Source organism: Streptomyces kurssanovii, assembly GCF_040677245.1.
Classification (GTDB): domain Bacteria; phylum Actinomycetota; class Actinomycetes; order Streptomycetales; family Streptomycetaceae; genus Streptomyces; species Streptomyces kurssanovii.
This window is the reverse complement of the sequence record NZ_JBFAQK010000002.1, coordinates 198,120-223,407: the sequence shown is the minus strand read 5'-3', so window position 1 is coordinate 223,407 and position 25,288 is coordinate 198,120. Positions and strand designations below refer to the sequence as shown.

Sequence of the window (25,288 nt, the reverse complement as noted above, 5' to 3'; positions counted from 1 at the left end):
CCCCGTAATACGGGATCACGGTCCAGGTTTCTCGGTCCTCGAGACAAGGATCGGCAAGCAATTGCGAACCATCGCGGACCGGGCCGTCGGGCCACCGCGCCGAGGGGGATGCACAGTCATGAGCCAGGACGGCGCGCAGGGCCGCTATGCGGGTGGTTCCGTGGCGGGCGGCCGGTATCAGCTTCGCGATCTTCTCGGCGAAGGCGGCATGGCCTCCGTCTACCTGGCCTACGACTCCGCGCTCGACCGCCAGGTGGCCATCAAGACGCTCCACACGGAACTCGGGCGCGAGCAGTCGTTCCGCGAGCGGTTCCGGCGTGAGGCGCAGGCCGTCGCCAAGCTGTCCCACACCAACATCGTGTCCGTCTTCGACACCGGCGAGGACGAGCTCGACGGCTCGCTGATGCCGTACATCGTCATGGAGTACGTGGAGGGGCAGCCGCTGGGATCCGTCCTGGCCGCCGACATCCAGCAGTACGGGGCGATGCCCGCCGACAAGGCGCTCAAGGTCACCGCCGACGTTCTCGCGGCCCTGGAGACCAGCCACGAGATGGGCCTGGTCCACCGCGACATCAAGCCCGGCAACGTGATGATGACCAAGCGCGGCATCGTCAAGGTGATGGACTTCGGCATCGCCCGCGCCATGCAGTCGGGCGTCACGTCGATGACGCAGACGGGCATGGTCGTCGGCACCCCGCAGTACCTCTCCCCCGAGCAGGCCCTCGGACGCGGTGTGGACGCCCGCTCCGACCTGTACTCGGTCGGGATCATGCTCTTCCAGCTGCTGACCGGCCGGCTGCCGTTCGACGCGGACTCGCCGCTGGCGATCGCGTACGCGCACGTCCAGGAAGAGCCGGTCGCGCCGTCCACCGTCAACCGGTCCGTCACCCCCGCGATGGACGCGCTCGTCGCCCGCGCCCTGAAGAAGAACCCGAACGAGCGTTTTCCGAGCGCCGCGGCCATGCGCGACGAGTGCGCCCGGGTCGCGAGCGCCGGACAGACCGGCGCGCCCGTGATCATCAGCGGCGCGCCGGCGAGCAGCGGCGCCGGAGTCGGTTCGGCCGTCTTCCCGCCTCTGGACCAGTCGGCCCCGCCCCCGCAGAGCGGCGTCCAGACGCCCTACCAGCCCGGCCCTTACGGCCCGCCCACGCCGGCCCCTGCGCCGCACTACGGCTACCCGACGCCGGCCCCGGCGTACCAGACACCGGCTCCGGCGGTCTCGACCCCGCCGCCGTACACGATCTCTCCGCAGCCCGCCACGACCGGCGGCAGCGGTGGCGGCGGCAGGCGGAACATGCCGGTGATCGTGGGCGCGATCGCCGTGGCTCTGCTCGCGGTCGGCGGTCTCATCACCGCGATCGCGATGAACAAGGACGACGATCCGAGCACCGGAGCCGGCGGCGACCCGACGGCCGGCGAGTCGCAGCAGGCCGGCTACAAGGGCCCGGAGCGCCAGCGGAAGATCGACAAGACGAAGTGCTCGGACGCACAGGAGGGCTACGACGACCCGTCCAAGGTCCAGGCCCCCGACTTCGTCTACAAGGACATCCTGTCGGTCAAGGAGTGCGCGCAGGCGGCCGGCTGGAAGGTCAACGTCAAGGACGTGCCGAACGCGCAATGGGGCGAGGGCGTCGTGGTGACCCAGTTCCCCGGCGCCGACGTCGAGGTGTCGGAGGACGACGCGACGTTCGACCTCGAGGTCTCCACCGGCTATCCGGAGTAGCCCCTGCGGAGGTCCTTCAGGGACACCTCACGAAGCAAACGGCCCGGTACGCGCCCTGCGTACCGGGCCGTCGCCGTCCCCACGGCCCCGGGCGAGCCGATGCCCGAGATGCCGGAGACAGGGCGTCATGTGACGCTGACTCCGATATGTCGGTGACGACGACTCGGCACGGGAGGGGTCATCCGGTGACTCCAGCGCTGCGCACTCGATGCGCGATCACCGTCGCTTCGCTTCTCCTGCTGGCCACTCCGGCCGCCCACGCCGGGGAACGGCAGCCACGGGAGGCGTCCCCCGAACCTTCCGTCTCCAAGTCGCTCGCGGGGCGGCAGGCGGGGGAAGGGCGCCAGCGCCCAGGCCGTCGTACGACGCCGTCGCCGAGCGCGAGCGTGAGTCCTTCCGCCACGCCTTCGGGCAGTCCCGCCGCGGCGGTGTCGCCGTCGGGGACCGGCGCCCCCGCGAAGTCCTCGGCGCCGGCTTCGCCGCCCCGGCCGCACCACGACGGGCCGTCCCGCACGGGACGGTACTCGGAGGATGCCCCTCCGGAGGAGGACGGGGCACCCGAGACGGAGGCGCCCGCCGACGCCTGGAACGCGCCGACCTCCGGCCCCCGCCGAAGCGAGCCCGCCGCCGCCCGCCACCAGGCACCCCAGGCCGCGCCGGTGCCCGTCGCCCACCAGATCTCACCGCTCTCCCTGGGCATCGGCATGGCCCTGATGGGCCTCGGTATCGGCTTCCTGGGCATGCGTCTGCGCCGCCGCTGACTCCTGTGTCCCTCTCAAGGGGGACGCCGTGAGTCCCTCCAGCGATGGTTGCCACCATCGGCATACTCGGTATACATACTGAGTATGTCCATCAGGCACGGGCTACTCGCCCTCCTCGAACACGGCCCCCGCTACGGCTCCCAGCTCCGGTCGGAGTTCGAGTCGCGCACGGGCGCCACCTGGCCGCTCAACGTCGGCCAGGTCTACACGACCCTCAACCGTCTGGAACGCGACGGGATGGTCGCGCAGAACGGCGAGGACGAGGCCGGGCACGCGCTGTACGTCATCACGGACGCCGGCCGCTCGGAGCTCAGGAACTGGTTCGAGACGCCGGTGGACCGCAGCAGTCCGCCCCGCGACGAACTGGCCATCAAACTCGCCATGGCGGTCGGCGCACCGGGCGTGGACATCCGTGCCGTCATCCAGTCCCAGCGCCACCACACGGTGAACGCCATGCAGGACTACACCCGTCTGAAGGCGCAGGCGCTCGCCGCGATCGAGGGCGGGGGCTCGCGGGAGCGGGACGACGTGGCGTGGCTGCTCGTGCTGGAGCAGCTGATCTTCCAGACGGAGGCCGAGGCGCGCTGGCTCGACCACTGCGAGGTGCGGTTGATCAGGCTCTCGGCGGCGGCCGGGCGGGGAACGGGACCGGCCCCGGCCCCACCCGCCGCCGCGCCGTCGGCGCACCCGACCACGGCGGGCACCCGTCCGGCGCGGCCCGATTAGGCCCGCTTCCGGTTCTTCCGGCTCTTCCGGCTCTTCCGGCTCTTCCGGCTCTTCCGGCTCTTCCGGTTCGACGAGCCGGAAGCATCCGCCACGAAGGGCCCCGGCCCCGGTCCGCCGCACGGACCGCACGTCGCACAGGCCGGCACCGCTCGTCCGCTCAGGCCACCGCCCCTCGACGGCCACCAGGCCCGGGGGTGGGCATCGGACGGGTGCCGGACGCCACACCGGGCCGGCACCCGCTCCGGCCGGCCGCCACAGGCGCAGGGGCGAACATCCGCTCCGCACCGGCCGCTCGGCCGCGGCGCGGCCCACAGACCCGAATCGGCCCACCCGGCCGGCCACTCACCTCTCCGTACACCCGCTCGTGTGTACGCGCCCGACCAAGGGGGACTCCACCTATGTCCGATCAGCTGTCACAGCAGCCTCAGCCTGCACAGCAACCGGTGCTGCAACTCCAGCAGTTGACGCGTGTGCACGGCAGCGGTGCCACCGAGGTGCATGCCCTGCGCGGTATCAACCTCGACGTCTTCCCAGGTGAACTCGTCGCCGTCATGGGCCCGTCCGGCTCCGGCAAGTCGACGCTGCTGACCATCGCGGGCGGCCTCGACGCCCCGACCTCCGGACGCGTGATCGTCGAGAACACCGACATCACGACCGCCGACCGCAAGACGCTCGCCGCTCTGCGCCGGCGCAGCATCGGCTACGTCTTCCAGGACTACAACCTCATCCCGGCGCTCACCGCCGCCGAGAACGTCGCCCTGCCCCGCGAGCTCGACGGCATCTCCGCCCGGAAGGCCCGTGGCGAAGCCGTCGCCGCTCTCGAGGAGATGGACCTCGGACACCTCGCCGACCGCTTCCCCGACGAGATGTCGGGCGGCCAGCAGCAGCGGGTGGCCATCGCGCGGGCCCTCGTCGGTGACCGCCGCCTCGTGCTCGCCGACGAGCCGACCGGTGCTCTGGACTCGGAGACCGGCGAGTCCGTGCTCGCCCTGCTGCGTTCCCGCTGCGACGCCGGCGCGGCCGGCATCCTGGTCACCCACGAGCCGCGCTTCGCCGCCTGGGCCGACCGAGTGGTGTTCCTGCGCGACGGCGCGGTCGTCGACCAGACCGTGCGCAGTCAGGCGGACTCCCTGCTCTCCGGCCAGGCGGCCGAGCTGTGATCACCTGGTACCACTCCTGGCGCGCCGCGATCCGGATCGCGCGCCGCGACGCCTGGCGCTCGAAGGGCCGCAGCTTCCTGGTCCTGGCCATGATCGCCCTGCCCATCCTCGGTGTGAGCGCCGCGGACCTGACCGTCCGCAGTGCGGAACTCTCCACCGAACAGGGCCTCGAGCGCTCGCTCGGTGCCGCCGACGGCAGGATCTCCGACCCGGGTCTGGGCGGCGTACCGCTCATGCAGTCCCCGGACGGCAGCAACTACAACCCGGTCGGCGACTTCGACGGCAAGCCGTGGCCCGACGGGAAGGCGGACATCACCAAGGCCCTGCCCGCGGGCGCGAAGACGCTGAAGGACACGGTCGGTTCCGCAAAGCTCCGCACGACACACGGTCTGCTGCACACGGAGATCCGTGAGCTGAACGCGTCCGACCCGATGGCCGAGGGCATCCTGGACGTGGTCAGCGGCCGGCTGCCGCAGAAGCCCGACGAGGTGGCCGCGACCACGCACTTCCTCGAGAGCAGCGGCCTCAAGGTGGGCTCCACGCTCACCGCTCGCGGATTCGAGCGCGCGTACCGCATCGTCGGCTCGTACGAACTCCCCAACGCTTTGGACACGGACCAGGTCAACGCCCTGCCGGGTGCCATGCTCGCGCCGCTCGACAAGGCGCTGGAAACAGCGGGACTGTCCGGCGCTTCGCCTTCCACGACGCTGCTTGCGACCGTTCCCGGCGGTTTCACGTGGAACATCGTCAAGGACATCAACACCAAGGGTGTGACAGTCGAATCACGGGCGGTGGCGCTGAACCCGCCGGCCGACTCCGAGGTGCCCCTCTTCCAGGAGGAAGGCTGGGGGAACTTCGAGGAGAGCACGGCCGCCAAGGCGGCGGCGCTCGCCGCTGTCGGCACCGTCGTGGGCCTCGCCATGCTGGAGATCTGCCTGCTGGCCGGCCCTGCCTTCGCCGTGGGCGCCCGGCGCTCCCGCCGCCAGCTCGGCCTGGTCGGGGCGAACGGCGGTGACCGCCGGCACATCCGGGCCATCGTTCTCGGTGGCGGTCTGGTGATCGGCGTCGCGGCGGCTGTCGTGGGCACGGTCCTCGGACTTGCCCTGACCTTCCTGCTGCAACCAGTACTCGAGGGCTACCTGGGCAAGCGCTTCGGCCACTTCGACATCCGGCCGCTCGAGCTGCTGGGTATCGCTCTGCTCGCCGTGCTGACCGGTCTGCTGGCCGCGGTCGTCCCTGCCGTGACCGCGTCGCGGCAGACTGTCCTGGCCTCGCTCACCGGCCGCCGAGGCGTCCGCCGCAGCAGCCGTGTCCTGCCGGTCATCGGTCTGATCGCGGTGGCTCTCGGTGCTTCCATCGCGCTGTACGGGTCGACGATGACCGACCAGTTCGCGATCGTCGCCGGCGGCAGTGCCCTGGCCGAGCTGGGCGTGGTCGCGCTGACTCCCGCCCTGGTGGGCCTGTTCGGCCGGATCGGCCGGATCCTGCCGCTTTCCCCCCGGCTCGCCCTGCGCGACGCCGTACGCAACCGGGGACGCACGGCTCCCGCCGTCGCCGCGGTGCTGGCCGCCGTCGCGGGCACGGTGGCCGTCGCCACCTACGCCGCGAGCGCTGATGCCGAGGGCGCCGCCCAGTACCAGGCACAGCTGCCGCACGGCGCCGTCTCCATGACGATCGACGAGGGCGGCGGGCGCGACGTACCAGGCGTGCGGAGCACCGTACAGAAGCTGCTGCCCGTGGACGTGCGGGCGGACGTCGACCGGATCTCCGTGGGCAGGGCCGGCTGCGGGATGTACGCCGACGGGGAGGGGTGCGGACGGTACGAGATCATCGTGCCCAAGGCCAACGAGTGCCCGCTGTGGGCCGTGGACCCGGCGCACCCGGACCAGGACCCCTCGGAGAAGTTCAGCAAGGAGGAACGCCGCAAGCTGGCCGAGGACTGGCGCTGCAAGGCGGGTGACGGCGGCGGGGCCTACGTCGACGGCGGCGTGACCGTCGCGGACGCCAAGCTGCTCAAGGTGCTGGGCATCGACGATCCCGCCGCTGAGAAGGCCTTGGCGGCCGGACAGATCGTGTCCTTCGACAAGCGCAACATCGACAGCAAGGGCGAGATCGGCATCCGGTTGATCACCGACATCGAGGCGGCCGACAGGGCCGCCGAGAAGGGCCAACAGCCCCCGGGCGAGATCAAGACCTTCACCGCTCACACGGCTGACGCGAAAACGAACTCGTACGGCCTCTCCGCTCTGCTCTCGCCCGCCGCGGCCGAGTCGGCGGGACTCACCACGGTGCCGCTCGGCGCGTACTTCTCGACGGACAAGATGCCGAGCACCGAGCAGCGGCAGCGGCTCGACGGCGAGCTGGACAAGACGGGCGCCGAGGTCAGCCTTCACATCGAGGAGGGCTACACCAGCGACAACGGCATCGTCCTGCTGGCGCTGACGGTGTTCGCCGGTCTGATCACGATCGGCGCGGCGGGCATCGCCACCGGACTGGCCCAGGCGGACGCAGAGGCCGACCTGAAGACCCTCGCCGCCGTCGGAGCCCCGCCGAGGGTCCGCAGGACGCTCAGCGGCTTCCAGTGCGGGGTGGTGGCCGCCATGGGCGTCGTCCTCGGCTCGGCGGCCGGCGTACTGCCGGCGATCGGGCTGAGGCTCACCGAGGAGCGTCAGCAGCGCGCCTGGTACGAGCAGGCTCTGGACGAGGGCTGGGGCGGCTTGGACTCGGTGCCGTACGTCCCGATCGTCGTGCCGTGGGAGACGCTGGCCGCTCTGCTGGTCGCCGTTCCGGTGGGCGCCGCCCTCCTGGCGGCCCTGGTCACCCGCTCCCGGGGCGCGCTCGCCCGGCGCGAGGCCGCCTGATCACGCCCCCAGGGCATCCGGCGCCGACCGGATAAACCTGTCCCGGCGGGTCGATGTCCAGCAGTTTTGTGCCCCCGTAGGAGGGTGGATCACTCTCCTACGGGGGCACACGTCTGGTTACGCGCATGTACGAGAGAATGGCGGCATGGAGATGCCGAGGAATGAACGGTCGCAGGAGAGCCCACACGTCCTCGTCGTGGGACAGGACGGTATGGCCCTCAGCCAGGGTGACGGTGACAATGAGTCGCGCGAGGTCCCGGTGACGGAAATGGTCGAGCAGCCGGCGAAGGTCATGCGCATCGGCAGCATGATCAAGCAGCTGCTCGAGGAAGTACGGGCAGCTCCTCTGGACGAGGCGAGCCGGGTCCGGCTCAAGGAGATCCACGCCGGTTCGGTCAAGGAGCTGGAGGACGGGCTCGCGCCGGAGCTCGTGGAGGAACTGGAGCGCCTTTCCCTCCCGTTCACGGACGACGCGATTCCGTCCGAAGCGGAACTTCGGATCGCGCAGGCCCAGTTGGTGGGCTGGCTCGAAGGTCTTTTCCACGGGATCCAGACGGCGCTGTTCGCCCAGCAGATGGCCGCACGGGCCCAGTTGGAGCAGATGCGGCGCGCACTGCCGCCCGGTGGGTCCAACGAGGACGACGAGGGCGGTCAGCACGGCGCGATCCGCTCCGGCCCGTACCTCTAGTCCGGCACCATACGTCCGGTCCGGTCTCTGATCGGGCCGCACGTCCGGTCCGGTCCCGGTCCGGCCCGCACATGCGGCCCGGTCCCGGATCCGGCCCGCACGTCCGGTCTTGTTCAGGCACGAGGGCCCTGGTCCGGTCTCGGCACGAGCCCGGTCCGGTCTCGGCACGAGGGCCCGGTCACCTGTCGGTGGCCGGGCCCTCGTCGCGTGTCTGCCCGACTCCCCTGACCGGGAGGTTGTTCAGGACCGCCCGGGCGCGATCAGCAGTACCTTGCCCACATGGTCACCGGACTCCAGCGCGCGGTGGCCTTCCGCCGCGTCCGCGAGGGGGACCTTGCGGTCCACGACCGCGTGCACACGTCCCCCGCCGATCAGGGGCCAGACGTGTTCGCGTACGGCGGCCACGATCGCCGCCTTCTCACCCAGCGGCCTGCCGCGCAGCGATGTGGCCGTGACAGCGGCACGCTTGCGCAGCAGCGCACCGAGGTTCAACTCGCCCTTGACACCTCCCTGGAGACCGATGACGGCGAGCCGGCCGTTGACGGCCAGCGCCTTCACGTTCCGGTCCAGATACTTCGCGCCGACGATGTCGAGGATGACGTCGGCGCCGGCGCCGCCGGTGGCCTTGCCGATCTCCTCGACGAAGTCCTGTTCCCGGTAGTCGATCAGGATGTCCGCGCCCAGCTCGGCGCAGCGCGCCAGCTTCTCGGGGCTGCCCGCGGTGACGGCCACCCGCGCGCCCACGGCCTTGGCCAGCTGCACGGCCATGGTGCCGATGCCGCTCGCGCCACCGTGGACGAGAAGCGTCTCGCCGGGACGCAGGTGGGCGATCATGAACACGTTCGACCACACCGTCGCCGTCACCTCGGGCAGCGCGGCGGCCGTGATCAGGTCCATGCCGTCCGGGACGGGCAGCAACTGCCCCGCGGGCACGGCCACCTTCTCCGCGTAGCCGCCGCCCGCCAGGAGCGCGCACACCTCGTCGCCGACGGCCCAGCCGGAGACACCTGGTCCCACGGCCGAGATCCGGCCCGAACACTCCAGGCCGGGGTACGGGGAAGAGCCCGGCGGCGGGTCGTAGAAGCCCTGCCGCTGCAGCAGATCGGCGCGGTTCACCGCGCTCGCTGCGACATCGACGAGGACTTCCCCCTCGCCGGGCACCGGATCGGGAACTTCCGCCCAGACCAGGGATTCGGGACCGCCGGGCTCAGGAATCGTGATCGCATACATGGCGGCGAGGCTACTCGGACGAGTTCGGTGCGGAGTCGTTCTGCGCCCGCACGATGGTGATGAGCCGGTCGGTGAGCTGCAGCGGGCTCGCGGCCGGGTCGTCGTATCCCAGCAGGCGGTGGCCGCGCAGCACGGACACGACCAGGTCTTCCGTCTCGCGGACACTGCGGCCCACCTCGGCCTTTATCACCGGACGTTCGATCAGATCGAGGCCGCTGCCCTGCTGGATCAGATCCTCCATCACCGTTCCCGCGCTGGGGCTCAGGACGGACAGGCCGAGGAGCCGTCCGGCCGCGCCGGAACTGGTGATCACTGCGTCCGCCCCGGACTGGCGCAGCAGCGGGGCGTTCTCCTCCTCGCGGACCGCGGCGACGATCTTCGCGCCGCGGTTGAGCTGGCGGGCGGTGAGGGTGACCAGCACCGCGGTGTCGTCCCGCTGGGGTGCGACCACGATCTGCCGGGCCTTCTGCAGTTCGGCACGGATGAGGACGTCGCTGCGGGTCGCGTCGCCGACGACGCCGACGAATCCTTCCGCGTTGGCGGCTTCGATCACCTTGGCGCTCGGGTCGACGATGACGATCTGGTCCTTCCTCAGCCCTGTGGCACAGAGCGTCTGCATCGCCGATCGTCCCTTCGTGCCGAAGCCGACGATGACGGTGTGCTCGCGCAAGTTGGACCTCCAGCGGTTCAGCCGCCACTCCTCCCGGGTGCGTTCCGTGAGGACCTCGAGAGTGGTGCCGACCAGGATGATGAGAAAGAGAACGCGGAGCGGCGTGATCAGCAGCACGTTGGTGAGCCGTGCCCCGTCGCTGTACGGAACGATGTCTCCGTAGCCGGTGGTGGAGAGGGTGACCGTGGCGTAGTAGACGGCGTCGAGGAACGTGACCTTCTCGTCCGAATTGTCGTGGTAGCCGGCTCGGTCGGTCCAGACGATGAACACCGTGATGGCGAGCACCATCAACGCCATCAGCAGCCGCTTGCTCACCTGGCGCAGCGGACGCTCGACGATTCGCCGGGGGAGTTTCACACGGCCGCTGACGAGGTGCTCATCGGCGTGCCGGGCCATGGCGTCCTGGCCGGGAAGTTTCACGTGAAACACCTTCCCGTGTCCGATGGGGTCCAAGGCGCCAAGGTGGCCCAGGGGAGATCGAGAACCTCCAGCTCGTCACCGGCTCTCGCGCCTCCCGGCGGGACCACTGCGAGCCCGTCGGCCGCCGCGGTGCCTCGCAGCATCGCCGGGCCGTTGTAGTGCAGAGGGACCAGCTGGTCGTCCCGGTGCACGACGGGAACGAGCCGGGTGTCGTGCGGGTGGCCGTGCACTTCGTCCTTCACGGGGGCGCTGTACGGCGCGGGAGCGGGCCGGCCCGCAAGCCCGCGCAGCAGCGGCTCGGCCAGCGTCAGGAGACCGGAGACGGCGGCCAGTGGGTTGCCCGGGAGGCCCACCAAGTACTTCCCTGTAGCAAGCCGCGCCAGCAGCATCGGATGGCCGGGCCGTACGGCGACCTGGTCGACCAGCAGTTCCGCCCCCGCCTTCCGCAGGACCGGATGAACGTGGTCCACGGGGCCGGCCGCCGTACCGCCGGTGGTGACCACCACGTCCGCCTCCGAGGTGGTGACCGCCCTGTGGAGGGCCTCGGCATCGTCCCCGAGACGGCGTGTGGCCAGTACCTCCGCGCCCAGGGCACGCAGCCATGGGCCGATCATCGGCCCGAGGGCGTCACGGATCAGGCCGTCGTGGGGCAGGGAGGAGGCGAGCAGTTCGTCGCCGAGCACGAGGATCTCCACGCGCGGACGGGCGAACGTGAGCAGCTCGTCGTATCCGGCCGCGGCTGCGAGCCCGAGCACCGGCGGTGTCACCACGGCCAGGGCCGGCAGCAGCCGGTCGCCCGTCCGGCACTCCTGGCCACGAGGGCGGATGTCCTGTCCGGGGGTCACTTCACGATCGGCGTGGAGCTGCTGCGCGGCTGCGTCGACCCGGGCGTGTTCGCTGCGGATGACCGCGGTGGTCTCCGGTGGGATACGCGCGCCGGTGGCGATCCGTACCGCCGTTCCGTCGGGCAGCGGCCCGCTGTCGCCGTGGCCCGCGAGGATCGAGCCGTCACCACGGAGCGTCCAGGGTCCCGGGCCGGCGACCGCCCAGCCGTCCATGGCGGAGGTGTCGAAGGAGGGAAGGTCGCACAGTGCCGCAAGCGGCTCGGCGAGCACCTGCCCCAGCGCCTCGTCCAGCGGCACGCGGCGGGTACGGGGGACGGCTGCATGGCCGGCCTGCCCGGCCCGGGCCCGTGCAGCGGGCCACGCGGCGGCACGTCGGCGGTGCGGGCCGGGGCCGCCACCGGTGGGAGGGACCGGGTCGGCGGCCGGGCCGGTTCCGTCGTCCGGCCTCGGACCGACCAGGGCCAGTGCTTCGTCGACACCGTCCAGGTCGCCCGTGTCGGGCGGTGCCGCTCCGGCGGAGGGCCCCGGCGGCTGCTCGTTGCCGGGGGCTGCCGCGGACTGGCTGTCGCGACCGGTCATCGGGCCGCGTCACCACCACTCGCGTCCGGTGCCGGGTCGTCCGGCCGAGCGCTCTGCTCCGCCTCCTCGGCCCAGCGTGCAGCCAGCGCGGCCGCCTTACGGGCGGCCTCCGCGACAGCCTCGGGTCCCCCCTCCGCCTTGGCCGCCGCGTAGCCCACCAGGAAGGTGGTCAGTGGTGCGGCAGGGCGCGCGACGCCGTGGGCGGCGTCGCGGGCGAGGTCGAGAAGGACATGGGTGTCGACGTCCAGCTCGATGCCGAGTTCGTCCTTGACTGCGTTGATCCATTCATCCAGCACGTACACATGCTCCCTGATGCGGGCCCGGGCTGTTGAGATGTCCTCCCAGGTGTCGCAGTCGAAGGAGGCGAGAGGGTCGGCATCGATCCGGGCCAGGTCGAGTTCCCGGGTCAGTAGACGCAGCGGCAGCCCGGAAAGGCTCCCGTATTCGGTTGCGAGGAGAGCAAGTTCACGTCGGAGGGGCTCGGCGCGGTAGGCGGCCACCAGGGGCTGGTCACGGCCGTCGGCGTCGGTCAGAACGACTCCCTCGCCGTCCCGCGCGGCGAGCGCCTCCACCAGTCGGCGCACCGTCCCCTCGCAGAGGAACGGTAGATCGGCCGAGAGCACGAGGAGGGACTCGGCCGCGGTCTGCCGTACGCCGGCGTCGAGCGCGGCCAGCGGGCCGCCCCCGGCTGGCTCCTCGCGCGCCCACACGACGGGGCGCGGGGTGGGTCTGCGCCCGCCGACGACCACGGTGCGGCCGGCGTCGCGGCAGGCCGCCAGCACGCGGTCGAGCAGGGCCCGCCCGCCCACGCTCACCGCCGGCTTGTCCACCCCGCCGAGCCGCTTGGCGGCACCTCCGGCGAGCACGATGGCGTCGTACGCGGTAGTCGCGGTCATTCCTGAAGTATGGTCCGCGATCCGGCAGGCGGGGAGGCCCGGTTCGATCTCTCTTCCGCCGCTGGCGCTCCGCGGCGGATACTCACCGCCGCCGCGGGCGCTCCGCGGCTCTGCCTGCCCCTAGAGGGTGCGGAGCAGCACCGAGGGCTGCTCCACACAGTCGGCGACGTAGCGCAGGAATCCTCCCGCGGTGCCGCCGTCGCAGACCCGGTGGTCGAACGTGAGCGAGAGCTGGACGACCTGCCGGACGGCCAGTTCGCCCTGGTGCACCCACGGCTTCGGCACGATCCTGCCCACGCCGAGCATCGCGGCCTCGGGGTGGTTGATGATCGGCGTGGAGCCGTCCACACCGAACACGCCGTAGTTGTTCAGCGTGAACGTGCCGCCTGTCAGGTCCGCCGGGGTGAGCGCCCCTTGGCGGGCTGCCTCGGTGAGCCTGGCGAACTCGGCCGTCAGCGACTCGGCCGACCGCTTGTGGGCGTCCTTCACGACCGGAACGACCAGTCCGCGCTCCGTCTGCGCCGCGAAACCGAGATGCACGGCGGGCAGCCGCACGATTTCCCGGGCGTCCATGTCCACCGTGGAGTTGAGCTCCGGGTGGCGCTCCAGGGCGGCCGTGCAGATGCGGGCCAGCAGTGCCAGCAGCGAGATCTTCTGTCCGCCCGCGGCGTTCATCGCCGCCCGTGCGGCCATCAGTTCGGTCGCGTCGGCGTCGACCCAGCACGTGGCGTCCGGGATCTCCCGCCGGCTGCGGGACAGCTTGTCGGCCACCGCGCCGCGCACCCCGCGCAGCGGCACCCGCTCGCCCTGCGCCGTGCCGGCCGAGGCCACTGCCGCGGCGGCGGGCGTCGCGGGGGCCGTCTCAGGAGCACGCAGGGCACGCTCCACGTCGGCCCGCAGGATCAGGCCGTCCGGGCCCGAGCCGGTGAGCGCCCGCAGATCCACGTCGTGCTCGCGTGCGAGCTTGCGGACCAGCGGAGAGATGACGGCCACGGGACCGTCCTGCGCCACGGCCGTTGTGCGGTGGACCTGGCCCGGTGCGACAGCGGTGCCGCCGACCGCGGAGGCCGTGGCGGACGACCGGACCTGCGCCGGAGCCGGCGCTGCCATGTGTCCCGTGGTCCTGCTGGGCCCGTGCGCCTGCTCGACGACGGAGGCCGCCGGGGCCGCGGGCCGGATCCGGCGTCGCCGCGCCGCGGGCGCGCCGGTCCCGTAACCGACCAGGACGTTGCCGGACGACTCCGCGGTGTCTCCGGACGACGGGGACGCTTCCGGACGCGCGGGTGCCGCGCCGGTGCTCTCCGTCGCTCCCACCGCCACAGTGATCAGCGGTGCGCCGACGGGCAGCTCCGTGCCTTCCTCACCGAAGCGCGCGGTCACCACGCCGCCGTACGGGCAGGGCACTTCCACCATGGCCTTGGCCGTCTCGACCTCGACGACGGGCTGGTCGATCGCGACCACGTCGCCGACCGACACCAGCCAGCGGACGATCTCGGCCTCGGTGAGCCCTTCCCCGAGATCGGGAAGCTTGAATTCGAGCACCTGCGCCATCAGCTCTGCGCCTCCCACTGCAGCCGTGCCACCGCGTCCAGCACACGGTCCACTCCCGGCAGATGATGCCGCTCCAGCATCGGCGGCGGGTACGGGATGTCGAAACCGGCCACCCGGAGCACCGGCGCCTCCAGGTGGTGGAAGCAGCGCTCGGTCACCCGGGCCGCGATCTCTCCACCAGGGCCGCCGAAGCCGGTCGACTCGTGGACGACGACCGCCCGGCCGGTGCGCCGCACCGACGCGCAGACCGTCTCGTCGTCGAACGGCACCAGGGAACGCAGGTCGACGACCTCGAGGTCCCAGCCCTCCGCCGCCGCGGCCTCCGCCGCCTCCATGCACACCGGCACGGAGGGGCCGTAGGTGATGAGCGTGGCGCTGCGCCCGGAGCGGCGCACCACGGCACGCCCTATGGGCTCCACGGCGGCCGGTGACTCCGGCGACCACTCCGCCTTGGACCAGTACAGCCGCTTGGGCTCGAGGAAGACGACGGGGTCGTCGGAGGCGATGGAGGCACGAAGCAGTCCGTACGCGTCCTCGACCGTGGCCGGGGTGACGACGTGCAGGCCCGGGGTCGCCATGTAGTACGCCTCGGAGGAGTCGCTGTGGTGCTCGACACCACCGATCCCGCCGCCGTACGGCACCCGCACGGTGATCGGCATCGGCATGCCGCCCTTCGTACGGTTGCGCATGCGGGCGACATGGCTGATGAGCTGCTCGAACGCCGGATACGCAAAGGCGTCGAACTGCATCTCCACGACCGGCCGCAGACCGTACATCGCCATGCCCACGGCGGTGCCCAGAATGCCCGCCTCGGCCAGCGGAGTGTCCGTGCAGCGGTCCTCGCCGAACTCCTTGGCGAGCCCGTCCGTGACCCGGAAGACGCCGCCGAGCGTGCCGACGTCCTCCCCCATGACATGGACGGTCGGGTCCTCGGCCATCGCGTCGCGCATCGCGCGCTGCAGGGCCTGGGCCATGGTTGCGGGCTTCACCGCGGCCGTGGTCATCGTGCCTCTTCCTCAGCGTCCAGCTCGGCCCGGAGCAGCGCGGCCTGCTCACGCAGTTGCGTGGTCTGCCGGGCGTAGACGTGCTCGAAAAGATCCATCGGGTTCAGCACCGGGTCGGCGTTCATCCGCTCCCGGAGATCGGCGGCCATGGTCTCCGCCGCCTCGGCGGCGGCCTGCCTGGTCCCGTCGTCGAGCAGTCCCCGCTCGGTCAGCTCCCGCTCCAGGAGCTGGATCGGGTCGTGCGCGCGCCAGGTCTCGACCTCGCTGTCCGCGCGGTAGCGGGTGGCGTCGTCCGCGTTGGTGTGGGCGTCCATGCGGTAGGTGACCGCCTCGATCAGGGTGGGTCCGCCACCGCGACGGGCACGGGCGACGGCCTGGCCGAGCACCTCGTGCACCGCGACCGCGTCGTTGCCGTCGACGAGCCGGCCCGGCATGCCGTAACCGACGGCCTTGTGGGCGAGGGAGGGCGCAGCGGTCTGCTTGGCCAGCGGGACGGAGATCGCGAAACCGTTGTTCTGCACGAGGAAGACCACCGGCGCGTTCCACACGGCGGCGAAGTTCAGTGCCTCGTGGAAGTCGCCCTCGCTGGTGCCGCCGTCACCGATCATGGCCAGCGCCACGACGTCGTCACCCTTGAGCCGGGCCGCGTGCGCCAGTCCCACCGCGTGGGGGAGCTGCGTGGCCAGCGGCGTGCACAGCGGCGCGACGCGGTGCTCGTGCGGGTCGTATCCGGTGTGCCAGTCGCCGCGGAGCAGTGTCAGGGCCTGGACCGGGTCCAGGCCGCGGGCCACGGCCGCGAGGGTGTCGCGGTAACTGGGGAAGAGCCAGTCCCGGTCCTCGAGCGCGAGCGCGGCGCCCACCTCGCAGGCCTCCTGCCCGGTGCTCGAGGGGTAGACGGCGAGCCGGCCCTGCTTGGTGAGCGCGGTGGCCTGCGCGTTGTACCTGCGGCCACGCACCAGCTCCGCGTAGAGCCGCAGCAGCAGCTCGGGATCGGCGGAGGCAGCGGCTTCCGTGCCGAGCACGCGGTACGGCTCGGGGTCGGGGAGCAGCGGCGCAGGGTCGGTGCGGGGCTGCCACGCCGGGGGCGGTGTGGGCCGGTAGGCGGCGGCAGCGGAACCGGGCAGCTCCTGGACCGTCATGCTGCTCTTTCTCAACGCGAGCACCTCCTCGTGGGAGCGACGACGAAAGCGATGAAGAAAACGGGGCGGCGGCGCACGGGTGTGTGGCGCGCCTCACCTACCGATTGTTCGGTCGTGGACGCATTTTGGCTACAGGCGCGGGCAGCCTGTGGACAAACGGTTCTCCACAGCATGAGATGGAGACAGGTCGTCCATGCTAGGAAGGCGGGGGGACATGGCAACTGAACAAATGGCCGACGGCGGGGACCGCACAGGGCAGAGCCCTCCGCCGCGCCCGCTGGACGCCATCGACCGCGACATCCTGCGCATGCTCCAGACGGACGGGCGCGCCTCCATCCGCTCCGTCGCCGACCGGGTGCATGTGTCCCGCGCCAACGCGTACGCCCGGATCAACCGGCTGATCGACGACGGCGTGATCCGCGGCTTCAGCGCGCGGGTGAACCATGAGCGGGCGGGCCAGGGGGCCTCGGCCTACATCACCCTCAAGATCGTGCAGAACTCGTGGCGGACGGTCAGGGAACAGCTGCAGGCGCTCCCCGGCGCCGCCCACATCGCGCTCGTCAGCGGGGACTTCGACGTCCTTCTGCTGGTGCACACGCCCGACAACCGCACCTTGCGTGAACTGGTCCTGACCAGGCTCCAGGCCATCCCGGAGGTGCTGTCGACCCGGACGCTGCTGGTGTTCGAGGAGACGGACCTCGATCCCGGCCCCGGTCCGGTCCCCGGTTCCGGGGCGGCGGCGGGCCAGGACGCCGATCCGCTCTGACGCCCTCGGGGATCCCCCTGAATGCCGCTGCCCCTGGGCGGGCCGGATCAGGAGTCCGTGCGCAGCCCGTCGAAGGCGAGCTGCACGACCGTCTCCGCGACCTGGTCCGCGTCGTAGCCGCCGCCCGGGTGCGGGCGGTACCACTCGACCAGGGAATTCACCATGCCGAAGAGAAGCCGCGTCGCCAGCCGGATGTCGACGTCGGCACGCAGGTCACCGTCCGCGGCGGCAGCCTTCAGCAGGTCCGCGACGCGCTGGTCGAACTCGCGGCGCCGCTCGAGCGCCCAGCGTTCGGTCTTCGTGTTCCCTCTGACCCGTAGCAGCAGGGTCACGTAGGGCAGTTCGGCCACCAGCACCTCGACGGTGCGCCGCGTGACGTACTCCACCCGCTCGATGGCACGGCCCCGCCTGGCGCCGTTCTCGTCGAGGATCGCGAACAGGGAGTCCAGCGCCCGGCTGACGGCCCGGCGCAGCAACTCCTCCTTGCCCGCGACGTGGTGGTAGATCGACGATTTGGAGATACCGGCCGCCTTCGACAGGTGCTCCATGGAAGTACCGTCGTAGCCACGCTCGTTGAAGATCCGTACCGCGACGGTGAGCAGCGTCTCCGGCGTGTACGCGTCGCGCCTGGCTGTGGTCATCGGCCGTCCGCCTCGTCAGTGTCGGCGCAGGCGCGGCGCGCGGTCGCCAGGGACGGTGCGTACCGGCCGGTGGGGTAGCGCTCGTGAAGGGCGTCGAGCAGCGCACGCACCCGCTGGAAGCCGAGCTTCTCGCCCCACTCCAGCGGTCCGGCCGGGTAGTTGACGCCCAGCTTCATCGCGGTGTCGATGTCCGGGCCGGAAGCGACACCGCGGTCGACCGCGTCGGCCGCGAAGTCCGCCAGCATCGCCACCGTACGTGCGACGATCATGCCCGGTACGTCCCCGATCAGCGAGACGTCCTTGCCGAGGGCCTGGAAGAGGCCGACGGCCTCCTCCACCGCGCCGGGCATGTTCCTGAGCGTGCTCTCGGACGTGGAAAGGGCGATACGCGTCGCCTTCTCATAGTCCAGGGCGAGGTCGAAGTAGACGATCCCGTCGTCGAACTCGAACGACGTCTCCCCGTCCACCAGTCCGAGCTCCGCGCCGCCGGGGAGGGATATGCAGCCGTCGCCCTCCTCGCGGTGGACGGTGATTCCGGCCCGCTCGATCAGTTCCGCCAACGGCTCCGCGGGACCGAGGTCGCCTTGCACGACCACGCTCGTGGGAGCAGCGGCGGGCGGCTGGGTCTGCGGCCGGGGGCGCTCGGCGCCTGGTGCGTACGAGAACCAGCCGTGCCCGGACTTGCGGCCGTGGCGGCCCGACTCGACCAGCCGGCGCTGCGCCAGAGACGGCGTGAACTTCGGGCTCTGGAAGAAGGAGTCCCAGACGGAACGGGTGACCGCTTCATTGACGTCCTGGCCGATCAGATCGGTCAGCTCGAACGCCCCCATCCGGAACCCGCCGCACTCGCGGAGCACCGCGTCGATGGTGGCCGGGTCGGCGCCACGCTCCTCGTGGACGGCGAACGCCTCCGCGTAGAAGGGGCGCGCGATGCGGTTGACGATGAAGCCGGGCGTGTCCGCGCAGCGCACGGGGGTCTTGCCCCAGGCGGCGGCGGTGGCCATGGCCCGTTCGGCAGCCGCCTCGTCGGTCGCGTGGCCGCTGACGACCTCGACGAGGGGCAGAAGGGGCGCCGGATTGAAGAAGTGGAGGCCGACGAAGCGGCCCGGCCTGCGCAGCGCCCCGGCGACGGCCGTGACGGAGAGGGAGGAGGTGTTGGTGGCGAGAAGGCAGTCGTCGGAGACGGTCTTCTCCAGCTCCGTGAACAGTTCCTGCTTGACCGCGAGCTGTTCCAGGACGGCTTCGACGACCAGTGCGGCGTCGGCGAGCTCCGAGATGTCCGTGGCGGGAAGCAGCCGGCCGCGGGCGGCGTCGCGCTCCGCGGACGTCATCCGCCCCTTCTCGACGAGCCGGTCCAGGCGCCCGCCGATCGCCTCCGCCGCCTCTTGGGCCCGGCCGGGAACGGCGTCGTGGAGACGTACGGGGTGGCCTGCGGCCAGGGCCACCTGCGCGATCCCCTGGCCCATGGTTCCGGTGCCGACGACGGCGACGGTGCGGCTCGTGCCGATCGCGGTCGTGGAGTCGATGGCGGTCATGGAGGCGATCCTCCCCGATGAGTTGTCCACAGGTTCGACAGGCCCCCTTGTACCGACCGATCGTTCGGTTACTCTAACTCTGTCATCACTCCCCTGCCCAGCTCGACGAGGAGTTGGTCCGCATGCAGCTGACCGAGACCCACCGGCCCACGCTCGACCAGGCCCTCGAGGCGATCCGTACGCGGGCGTACTGGTCTCCGCATCCCGAGCACCCCAAGGCGTACGGCGAGAGCGCGCCCGCCGACGGCCTGGCCGCCTTCGAGGCACTCCGGGGCTCCCGTTTCGATCTGGACCAGCCCGGCACCGACGGCTGGACCGGCGGCGAGGTCTCTCCGTACGGACCGGAGCTGGGGATCGAGTATCCGCATCCCGACCTGGACGTACTGCTGCCCGCGATGCGCGCCGGGATGGCGGGCTGGCGCGAGGCCGGCCCCGAGACGCGTGCCCTCGTCTGCCTGGAGATCCTCTCCCGGATCAGCGCCCGCACCCATGAGTTCGCGCACGCGGTGATGCACACCAGCGGGCAGGCCTTCATGATGGCGTTCCAGGCCGGCGGCCCGCACGCCCAGGACCGCGGCCTGGAGGCCGTGGCGTACGCGTACGCGGAGCAGACCCGCACCCCCGCCGCCGCTGACTGGTCCAAGCCCCAGGGCAAGCGCGACCCGCTTCAGCTGCGGAAGACGTTCACGACCGCCGGTCGCGGCATCGCGCTGATGATCGGCTGCAACACCTTCCCGACGTGGAACGGCTACCCGGGCCTCTTCGCCTCCCTGGCCACGGGCAACCCGGTCCTGGTGAAGCCGCACCCCCGGGCCGTGCTCCCGCTGGCCCTCACCGTGAAGGTGGCCCGCGAGGTGCTCGCCGAGGCGGGCTTCGACCCGAACCTGGTCTGTCTCGCCGTCGAGCGCCCGGAGGAGGGCATCGCGAAGATCCTCGCGACGCGCCCCGAAATCAAGATCATCGACTACACGGGGTCCACCGCTTTCGGCGAGTGGCTGGAGGCCAACGCCCGTCAGGCGCAGGTCTACACGGAGAAGGCCGGCGTCAACACGATCGTCATCGACTCCACCGACGACTACAAGGGAATGCTGTCCAACCTGGCCTTCTCGCTGTCCCTCTACAGCGGCCAGATGTGCACCACCCCGCAGAACGTGTTGATCCCCAGGGACGGCATCACCACCGAGTCGGGCCCCAAGAGCTACGACGAGGTGGCCGCGGACCTGGCCGCCGCCGTGGGCGGTCTGCTCGGCGACGACGCCCGGGCGAACGCGCTGCTGGGCGCCCTGGTCAACCCCGATGTGAAGGCGCGGCTCGAGGCGGCGGCCGACCTGGGCGAGGTGGCTCTCGAATCGCGGGAGGTGCCCAACCCCGACTTCCCGGGCGCGACGGTACGGACGCCCGTGATCGTGAAGCTCGACGGCGCCCGTAAGTACTGGGAGTCGGCGGACACCGAGCCCGCGTATCTCTCCGAGTGCTTCGGTCCGGTGTCCTTCGTGGTGGCCGTGGACTCCACGGCCGACGCCCTGGATCTTCTGCGCCGCACGGTCCGCGAGAAGGGTGCGATGACCGTCGGGGCGTACACCACGTCCACGGAGACGGAGCGCGCGATCGAGGACGTCTGTTTCGAGGAGTCCGCGCAGCTCTCGTTGAACCTGACCGGCGGGGTGTACGTCAACCAGACCGCCGCGTTCTCCGACTTCCACGGCTCCGGCGGCAACCCCGCCGCGAACGCGGCCCTGTGCGACGCCGCGTTCGTCGCCAACCGCTTCCGTGTGGTGGAGGTCCGCCGCCAGGCCTGACGGGTACGGGACTGCGGGGCCTGCACCCCGCAGTCCCTCCGGCTCGGCCCCGAGCCGCGCGGCACAGGTCCGACGGGGAAGGTCACCCCGTCCGGCGGGTTCTCAGAGGGAAGCGGCTGTCATTCCCGCGGAGCCGGTACATCGGCGTACCGCTGCACCCAGGCGTGCATCGCGATGGCCGCCGCCGCACCCGCGTTGATGGACCGCGTCGAACCGAACTGCGCGATCGAGCACACCATGGACGCGTGCTTGCGGGCCTCCTCAGTGAGGCCCGGGCCCTCCTGGCCGAAGAGAAGCACGCACCGGCGCGGCAGCTCGGTCCGCTCGATGGGCACGGCCCCCGGCAGATTGTCGATACCGATGATCGGCAGGTCCTCCGCAGCCGCCCACTCGGTCAGCGAGGCCGTGTCCGGATGGTGCCGCACATGCTGGTACCGGTCGGTGACCATCGCGCCGCGCCTGTTCCAGCGCCTGCGTCCGATGATGTGGATCTCCCTGGCCAGGAACGCGTTGGCGGTGCGCACCACCGAGCCGATGTTGAAGTCGTGGCCCCAGTTCTCCACGGCCACATGGAACCCGTGCCTGCGGGTGTCCAGATCGGCGACGATCGCCTCGCGGGTCCAGTAGCGGTACCGGTCCACGACATTGCGGCGGTCGCCCGCGGCCAGCAGTTCGGGGTCGTAGCGCTCGCCCTGCGGCCAGGGCAGCGGGTGGGGGCCGACGCCGACCTCGGGGGCGTAACCCTCGTCGTACTGCAGCGGTTCTTCGGTGGTGCTCACCCGACGAGCGTACGGGGCTGTTCCTCGCTTCGGCGCCGCAGCTGGGACGGAATGGCACTGCCGGCCAGCAGCCGGTCCCTTCTGCGCACCACCAGGGCGCCGAGGCCGATCAGGAAGCCGGTCGGCAGGAACACGGCGTCCGCCGCGATCATCGCCAGCGAGAAGAACGGCAGCCCCAGCAGTACGGCGATGCCGGCGTGCTCGAGCATCATGATCACCAACAGCACGTTCTTGACGCGCCGGTTGAACAGGGTGAAGGGGAAGGCCACCTGCACGATGACGGTGCCGTAGGTGAGCAGCATGACCACCACCCCGCCGGACGCGAGGAGCCCGGAGAGCGCCGGCCAGGGAGCGAAGTAGTCCAGCTTGAGCGGGTAGTACAGGGCGGTGCCGTCCTGCCAGCGTGAACCCTGGATCTTGTACCAGCCGGCGGTCGCGTAGATCACGCAGACCTCGGCCATGATCACGGCGAGGGCGGCGTTGTGGACGAGGTTCGCCAGGACGTCCAGCAAGGTGCGGGGCTCGCTGTCCGGCGCGTAGCGGTTCACGGCCCACCACAGGCCCTGTGCCGTCCACACGCCCCACAACAGGACCAGGATCCATGATTCCCCGCCGGCTCTGCCCACGATCGTTTCCACGAAGAGCAGGGCGCCCAGCACGGTCCACAGGACCGGGCCCGTACGGTCCCTCGCGGAAGGGCGTGCCGCACGCCGCGCGTCCAGGGACCAGACCTGTGCGCAGCGCGTCATCACCAGGTAGACGGCCATGAGGTGGACGACGTTGTCGCCACCGTCGCCCACGAAGATCGACCGGTTCTGCAGGGACAGCACACCGATCATGAACAGCACGGACACCGCGCGGGTGTGCCAGCCGAGCACCATGAGCAGGCTGGACAGCACACCGACGCCGTAGACGACTTCGAACCACAGGGTGCTGTCGGACCACAGGAGCACGCTGAACGCCTCGTTGTCCGCGATCAGCTCCTTGCCCATTTCCCAGCTCCACGGACCGTCGGGTCCGTAGAGGTCGTGCCGGTGGGGGAACTCGGACAGCAGGAACAGCAGCCAGGTCGCACCGAAACCGATCCGGACGACGGCGCTCTGATACGGGCCGAGTGCCGTGGCGGTGACGCGCTGAACGGCGCGGGCGAGCCTGCGCTCCTGGGCCTGCTTCACCGCGCCGCCTCCGTCCGGCCGGTGGCGCGGTCCTTGTTCTGCGCGCCTCCGGGCAGATCCGCCGCGGTGACCGTCCACCACGGCAGCTCGCGGTGGACGGGCCGGGTGTCGATCTTCTCGTCGCTCCACCGAGGGGCCTCGATCGATGTCGTCGAGGCGCGGAGCTGGATGCGTTCGACGGGACCACCGAGGTCGTGCCGCTCGAGGCGCAGCATGACGATGCGGCGGATGTAGGTCTCCGAGAGCCGGCCGCGCAGCCCACTGGGACTGTCACCGGTGTCGTGGGAGCCCACGTAGAAGTCCCAGGCCCGGCGGAGCTGGTTCTGGTGGAGATGGCTCGGGAGAGGGTTGCCGCGGATCGCCGCACCGTCCTCCGCAGACAGGTCGATCCAGTCGCTGGTGCGGCGGCTGCCGTCGTCGGTCGTGTACTGGGCACGCACCTGAACGGCGATGTTCTGCTGGAGCGGGTTGGGAGCGAAGAGCTTCCAGTTCTGCTCGAACTCGGGATAGACCCACAAGTCCACCACCTCGCCGTGCTGCTTCGTCACGGTGTTGGACGGGGCGACATGGAGGAAGACCATCGCCAGGTGGGTGCATGCGACCGCCGCGATCAGCGCGAGTGAGACGGCCGCCGCCACCTGGTACGGGAGGGACAGTCCGGCCATTCCTCCGCCGGAGGCTGTCGGCTCCGGCGGAGCGGGGGCGGCGCTGGCGGAGTCGGCAGGGCCCTGCTGACCGGGAGGTTCCGCAGGGGCTGCGGGCCCCGGAACCTCCGCATGACCTGCTGGGATGCCAGGAGGAGGCCGGAGCCGGGCTATCGGCCAGCTCTCACGGCGGTCGTCCGGACGGCCGTCTTCCGGCTGCCGGGCGGGGGGAAGCGGAGGCGTTCCGGCGCCCGGAAAACCGGTGCCTTTGCCTTCCTCGTCCTCGTAGGAGTCCATCCCCGCCCCGATCCCCGTCGGTCACCTCGGTTATCCACAGGGTTGACACCCTACGGGCCGCCGACCGACCATTGAAGCCGATGAACCGAACGATCGGTCGGTAGGGGAGTCCGGATGACGGCAGTGACTGCGGATGCGTATGAGGCGGCGTTCGACGCTGCCGTGGCCGCCGACGAGCGGATCGAGCCTCGTGACTGGATGCCGGAGGCGTACCGCGCGACGCTGGTCCGCCAGATGGCCCAGCACGCGCACTCGGAAATCATCGGGATGCAGCCCGAGGCGAACTGGATCACGCGTGCGCCGTCGCTGCGCCGCAAGGCGATCCTGATGGCCAAGGTCCAGGACGAAGCCGGCCACGGCCTCTACCTGTACAGCGCCGCCGAGACGCTGGGCACCAGCCGCGACGAACTGCTCGACAAGCTCCACACCGGCCGCCAGAAGTACTCCTCGATCTTCAACTACCCCACGCTGACCTGGGCCGACGTCGGCGCGATCGGATGGCTTGTGGACGGGGCGGCGATCACCAACCAGGTGCCGCTCTGCCGCTGCTCCTACGGGCCCTACGCCCGTGCCATGGTGCGGATCTGCAAGGAGGAGTCGTTCCACCAGCGTCAGGGTTACGAGCTGCTGCTCACCCTGTCCCGCGGGACGCCCGAGCAGCACGCGATGGCGCAGGACGCCGTGGACCGCTGGTGGTGGCCGTCGCTGATGATGTTCGGCCCGCCGGACGACGCCTCGGCACACTCGGCACAGTCCATGGCCTGGAAGATCAAGCGGCATTCGAACGACGAGCTGCGCCAGCGCTTCGTGGACATCTGTGTTCCCCAGGCCGAGTCACTGGGTCTCACCCTCCCCGACCCGGATCTGCGGTGGAACGAGGAGCGCGGGCACCACGACTTCGGCGCCATCGACTGGGCGGAGTTCCAGGCCGTCCTCAAGGGCAACGGCCCCTGCAACGAACAGCGGATCAACCAGCGCCGGCGAGCTCACGAAGAGGGAGCCTGGGTCAGGGACGCCGCCGCCGCTTACGCGGAGAAGCACCAGCCAGCACAGCACACCGAGTCCGTGGAGGCGACGGCATGAGCAGCTCGACCGAATGGCCGCTGTGGGAGGTCTTCGTGCGCTCGCGCCGTGGGCTGTCCCACACCCACGCGGGAAGCCTTCACGCGCCGGACGCGGAGATGGCCCTGCGCAACGCCCGCGATCTCTACACCCGGCGCAGCGAGGGCGTCTCGATCTGGGTGGTGCCCTCCACCTCGATCACCGCCTCCTCACCGGACGAGAAGGACCCCTTCTTCGAACCGTCCGCCGACAAGCCGTACCGGCACCCCACCTTCTACGAGATCCCGGAAGGGGTGAAGCACCTGTGAGCGCGACGCCGACGGCTGAGCCCGTCCCG

22 protein-coding genes are annotated in these 25,288 nt (G+C 71.1%); 10 read left to right on the top strand and 12 right to left on the bottom strand.

Annotated elements, in window-relative coordinates; translation table 11 throughout:
• The first annotated feature begins 118 nt into the window (after positions 1-118).
• The 6 genes from AB0K36_RS03075 (at position 119) to AB0K36_RS03050 (ending at position 7,919) form a co-directional block, all read left to right on the top strand.
• Positions 119-1,723 (top strand): protein kinase domain-containing protein, encoded by a 1,605-nt coding sequence (locus tag AB0K36_RS03075; RefSeq protein ID WP_364587403.1) that lies wholly within the window; start codon positions 119-121, stop codon positions 1,721-1,723.
• A gap of 185 nt (positions 1,724-1,908) precedes the next feature.
• On the top strand, positions 1,909-2,484 hold the full coding sequence (locus AB0K36_RS03070) for a hypothetical protein (RefSeq protein ID WP_364587400.1): 576 nt from the start codon (positions 1,909-1,911) through the stop codon (positions 2,482-2,484).
• Positions 2,485-2,568: 84 nt separating this feature from the next.
• Positions 2,569-3,210: a PadR family transcriptional regulator gene (locus AB0K36_RS03065; protein WP_364587397.1), complete on the top strand. Its 642-nt coding sequence runs from the start codon at positions 2,569-2,571 to the stop codon at positions 3,208-3,210.
• 398 nt (positions 3,211-3,608) lie between these two features.
• Positions 3,609-4,370, top strand: a complete 762-nt coding sequence (locus tag AB0K36_RS03060; RefSeq protein ID WP_189473227.1) for an ABC transporter ATP-binding protein — start codon at positions 3,609-3,611, stop codon at positions 4,368-4,370.
• Positions 4,367-7,231: an ABC transporter permease gene (locus AB0K36_RS03055; protein ID WP_364587394.1), complete on the top strand. Its 2,865-nt coding sequence runs from the start codon at positions 4,367-4,369 to the stop codon at positions 7,229-7,231. The genes AB0K36_RS03060 and AB0K36_RS03055 overlap by 4 nt, the downstream gene beginning before the upstream one ends.
• Positions 7,232-7,376: 145 nt before the next feature.
• Positions 7,377-7,919 carry a bacterial proteasome activator family protein gene (locus AB0K36_RS03050; RefSeq protein ID WP_189473225.1) on the top strand — a complete coding sequence of 181 codons (543 nt, stop codon included), beginning with the start codon at positions 7,377-7,379 and terminating at the stop codon, positions 7,917-7,919.
• Between the two features lie 240 nt (positions 7,920-8,159).
• Here AB0K36_RS03050 and AB0K36_RS03045 read toward each other — a convergent pair whose 3' ends face one another.
• The 7 genes from AB0K36_RS03045 to pdhA form a co-directional block, all read right to left on the bottom strand.
• Positions 8,160-9,149: an NAD(P)H-quinone oxidoreductase gene (locus tag AB0K36_RS03045; protein ID WP_364587391.1), complete on the bottom strand. Its 990-nt coding sequence runs from the start codon at positions 9,147-9,149 to the stop codon at positions 8,160-8,162.
• 10 nt (positions 9,150-9,159) lie between these two features.
• Positions 9,160-10,239, bottom strand: coding sequence for a potassium channel family protein (locus tag AB0K36_RS03040; RefSeq protein ID WP_189473223.1), 1,080 nt, complete (start codon positions 10,237-10,239; stop codon positions 9,160-9,162).
• On the bottom strand, positions 10,236-11,663 hold the full coding sequence (locus tag AB0K36_RS03035; protein WP_364587388.1) for a molybdopterin molybdotransferase MoeA: 1,428 nt from the start codon (positions 11,661-11,663) through the stop codon (positions 10,236-10,238). The genes AB0K36_RS03040 and AB0K36_RS03035 overlap by 4 nt, the downstream gene beginning before the upstream one ends.
• Positions 11,660-12,559: an NTP transferase domain-containing protein gene (locus AB0K36_RS03030; RefSeq protein WP_364587385.1), complete on the bottom strand. Its 900-nt coding sequence runs from the start codon at positions 12,557-12,559 to the stop codon at positions 11,660-11,662. Before AB0K36_RS03030 ends, AB0K36_RS03035 begins: the two co-directional genes overlap by 4 nt.
• Before the next feature lie 120 nt (positions 12,560-12,679).
• Positions 12,680-14,110, bottom strand: a complete 1,431-nt coding sequence (locus tag AB0K36_RS03025) for a dihydrolipoamide acetyltransferase family protein (RefSeq protein ID WP_364587382.1) — start codon at positions 14,108-14,110, stop codon at positions 12,680-12,682.
• Positions 14,110-15,114, bottom strand: a complete 1,005-nt coding sequence (locus tag AB0K36_RS03020) for an alpha-ketoacid dehydrogenase subunit beta (protein WP_364587379.1) — start codon at positions 15,112-15,114, stop codon at positions 14,110-14,112. Before AB0K36_RS03020 ends, AB0K36_RS03025 begins: the two co-directional genes overlap by 1 nt.
• Positions 15,111-16,253 carry a pyruvate dehydrogenase (acetyl-transferring) E1 component subunit alpha gene (gene pdhA, locus AB0K36_RS03015; RefSeq protein WP_364587738.1) on the bottom strand — a complete coding sequence of 381 codons (1,143 nt, stop codon included), beginning with the start codon at positions 16,251-16,253 and terminating at the stop codon, positions 15,111-15,113. The genes AB0K36_RS03020 and pdhA overlap by 4 nt, the downstream gene beginning before the upstream one ends.
• 229 nt (positions 16,254-16,482) lie before the next feature.
• On the opposite strand from pdhA, the gene AB0K36_RS03010 reads away from it, so the two are divergent.
• Positions 16,483-17,019 carry an Lrp/AsnC family transcriptional regulator gene (locus tag AB0K36_RS03010; RefSeq protein ID WP_364587735.1) on the top strand — a complete coding sequence of 179 codons (537 nt, stop codon included), beginning with the start codon at positions 16,483-16,485 and terminating at the stop codon, positions 17,017-17,019.
• Between the two features lie 47 nt (positions 17,020-17,066).
• Here the strand turns inward: AB0K36_RS03010 and AB0K36_RS03005 are convergent, their stop codons facing one another.
• Positions 17,067-17,660, bottom strand: a complete 594-nt coding sequence (locus tag AB0K36_RS03005; protein ID WP_307707410.1) for a TetR/AcrR family transcriptional regulator — start codon at positions 17,658-17,660, stop codon at positions 17,067-17,069.
• Positions 17,657-19,195, bottom strand: a complete 1,539-nt coding sequence (locus AB0K36_RS03000) for a 3-hydroxyacyl-CoA dehydrogenase (protein WP_364587375.1) — start codon at positions 19,193-19,195, stop codon at positions 17,657-17,659. The genes AB0K36_RS03005 and AB0K36_RS03000 overlap by 4 nt, the downstream gene beginning before the upstream one ends.
• A 122-nt stretch (positions 19,196-19,317) precedes the next feature.
• On the opposite strand from AB0K36_RS03000, the gene paaN reads away from it, so the two are divergent.
• A complete protein-coding gene (gene paaN / locus AB0K36_RS02995) occupies positions 19,318-20,994 on the top strand; it encodes a phenylacetic acid degradation protein PaaN (RefSeq protein ID WP_364587373.1) in 1,677 nt (558 codons plus the stop codon).
• Between the two features lie 119 nt (positions 20,995-21,113).
• Here paaN and AB0K36_RS02990 read toward each other — a convergent pair whose 3' ends face one another.
• The 3 genes from AB0K36_RS02990 to AB0K36_RS02980 are packed head-to-tail and all read right to left on the bottom strand — an operon-like array spanning position 21,114 to position 23,613.
• A complete protein-coding gene (locus AB0K36_RS02990) occupies positions 21,114-21,773 on the bottom strand; it encodes a TrmH family RNA methyltransferase (RefSeq protein ID WP_364587370.1) in 660 nt (219 codons plus the stop codon).
• Positions 21,770-22,948 (bottom strand): HTTM domain-containing protein, encoded by a 1,179-nt coding sequence (locus tag AB0K36_RS02985; protein ID WP_364587367.1) that lies wholly within the window; start codon positions 22,946-22,948, stop codon positions 21,770-21,772. The genes AB0K36_RS02990 and AB0K36_RS02985 overlap by 4 nt, the downstream gene beginning before the upstream one ends.
• Positions 22,945-23,613 (bottom strand): DUF5819 family protein, encoded by a 669-nt coding sequence (locus AB0K36_RS02980; protein ID WP_435877762.1) that lies wholly within the window; start codon positions 23,611-23,613, stop codon positions 22,945-22,947. The genes AB0K36_RS02985 and AB0K36_RS02980 overlap by 4 nt, the downstream gene beginning before the upstream one ends.
• A gap of 390 nt (positions 23,614-24,003) precedes the next feature.
• On the opposite strand from AB0K36_RS02980, the gene paaA reads away from it, so the two are divergent.
• The gene (gene paaA / locus AB0K36_RS02975) at positions 24,004-24,972 is read left to right on the top strand and encodes a 1,2-phenylacetyl-CoA epoxidase subunit PaaA (protein WP_364587361.1); all 969 of its coding nucleotides are present in this window, start codon (positions 24,004-24,006) and stop codon (positions 24,970-24,972) included.
• Complete coding sequence (gene paaB, locus AB0K36_RS02970; protein ID WP_159689704.1) at positions 24,969-25,259, top strand: 1,2-phenylacetyl-CoA epoxidase subunit PaaB; 291 nt, start codon at positions 24,969-24,971, stop codon at positions 25,257-25,259. Before paaA ends, paaB begins: the two co-directional genes overlap by 4 nt.
• Positions 25,260-25,288: the final 29 nt, after the last annotated feature.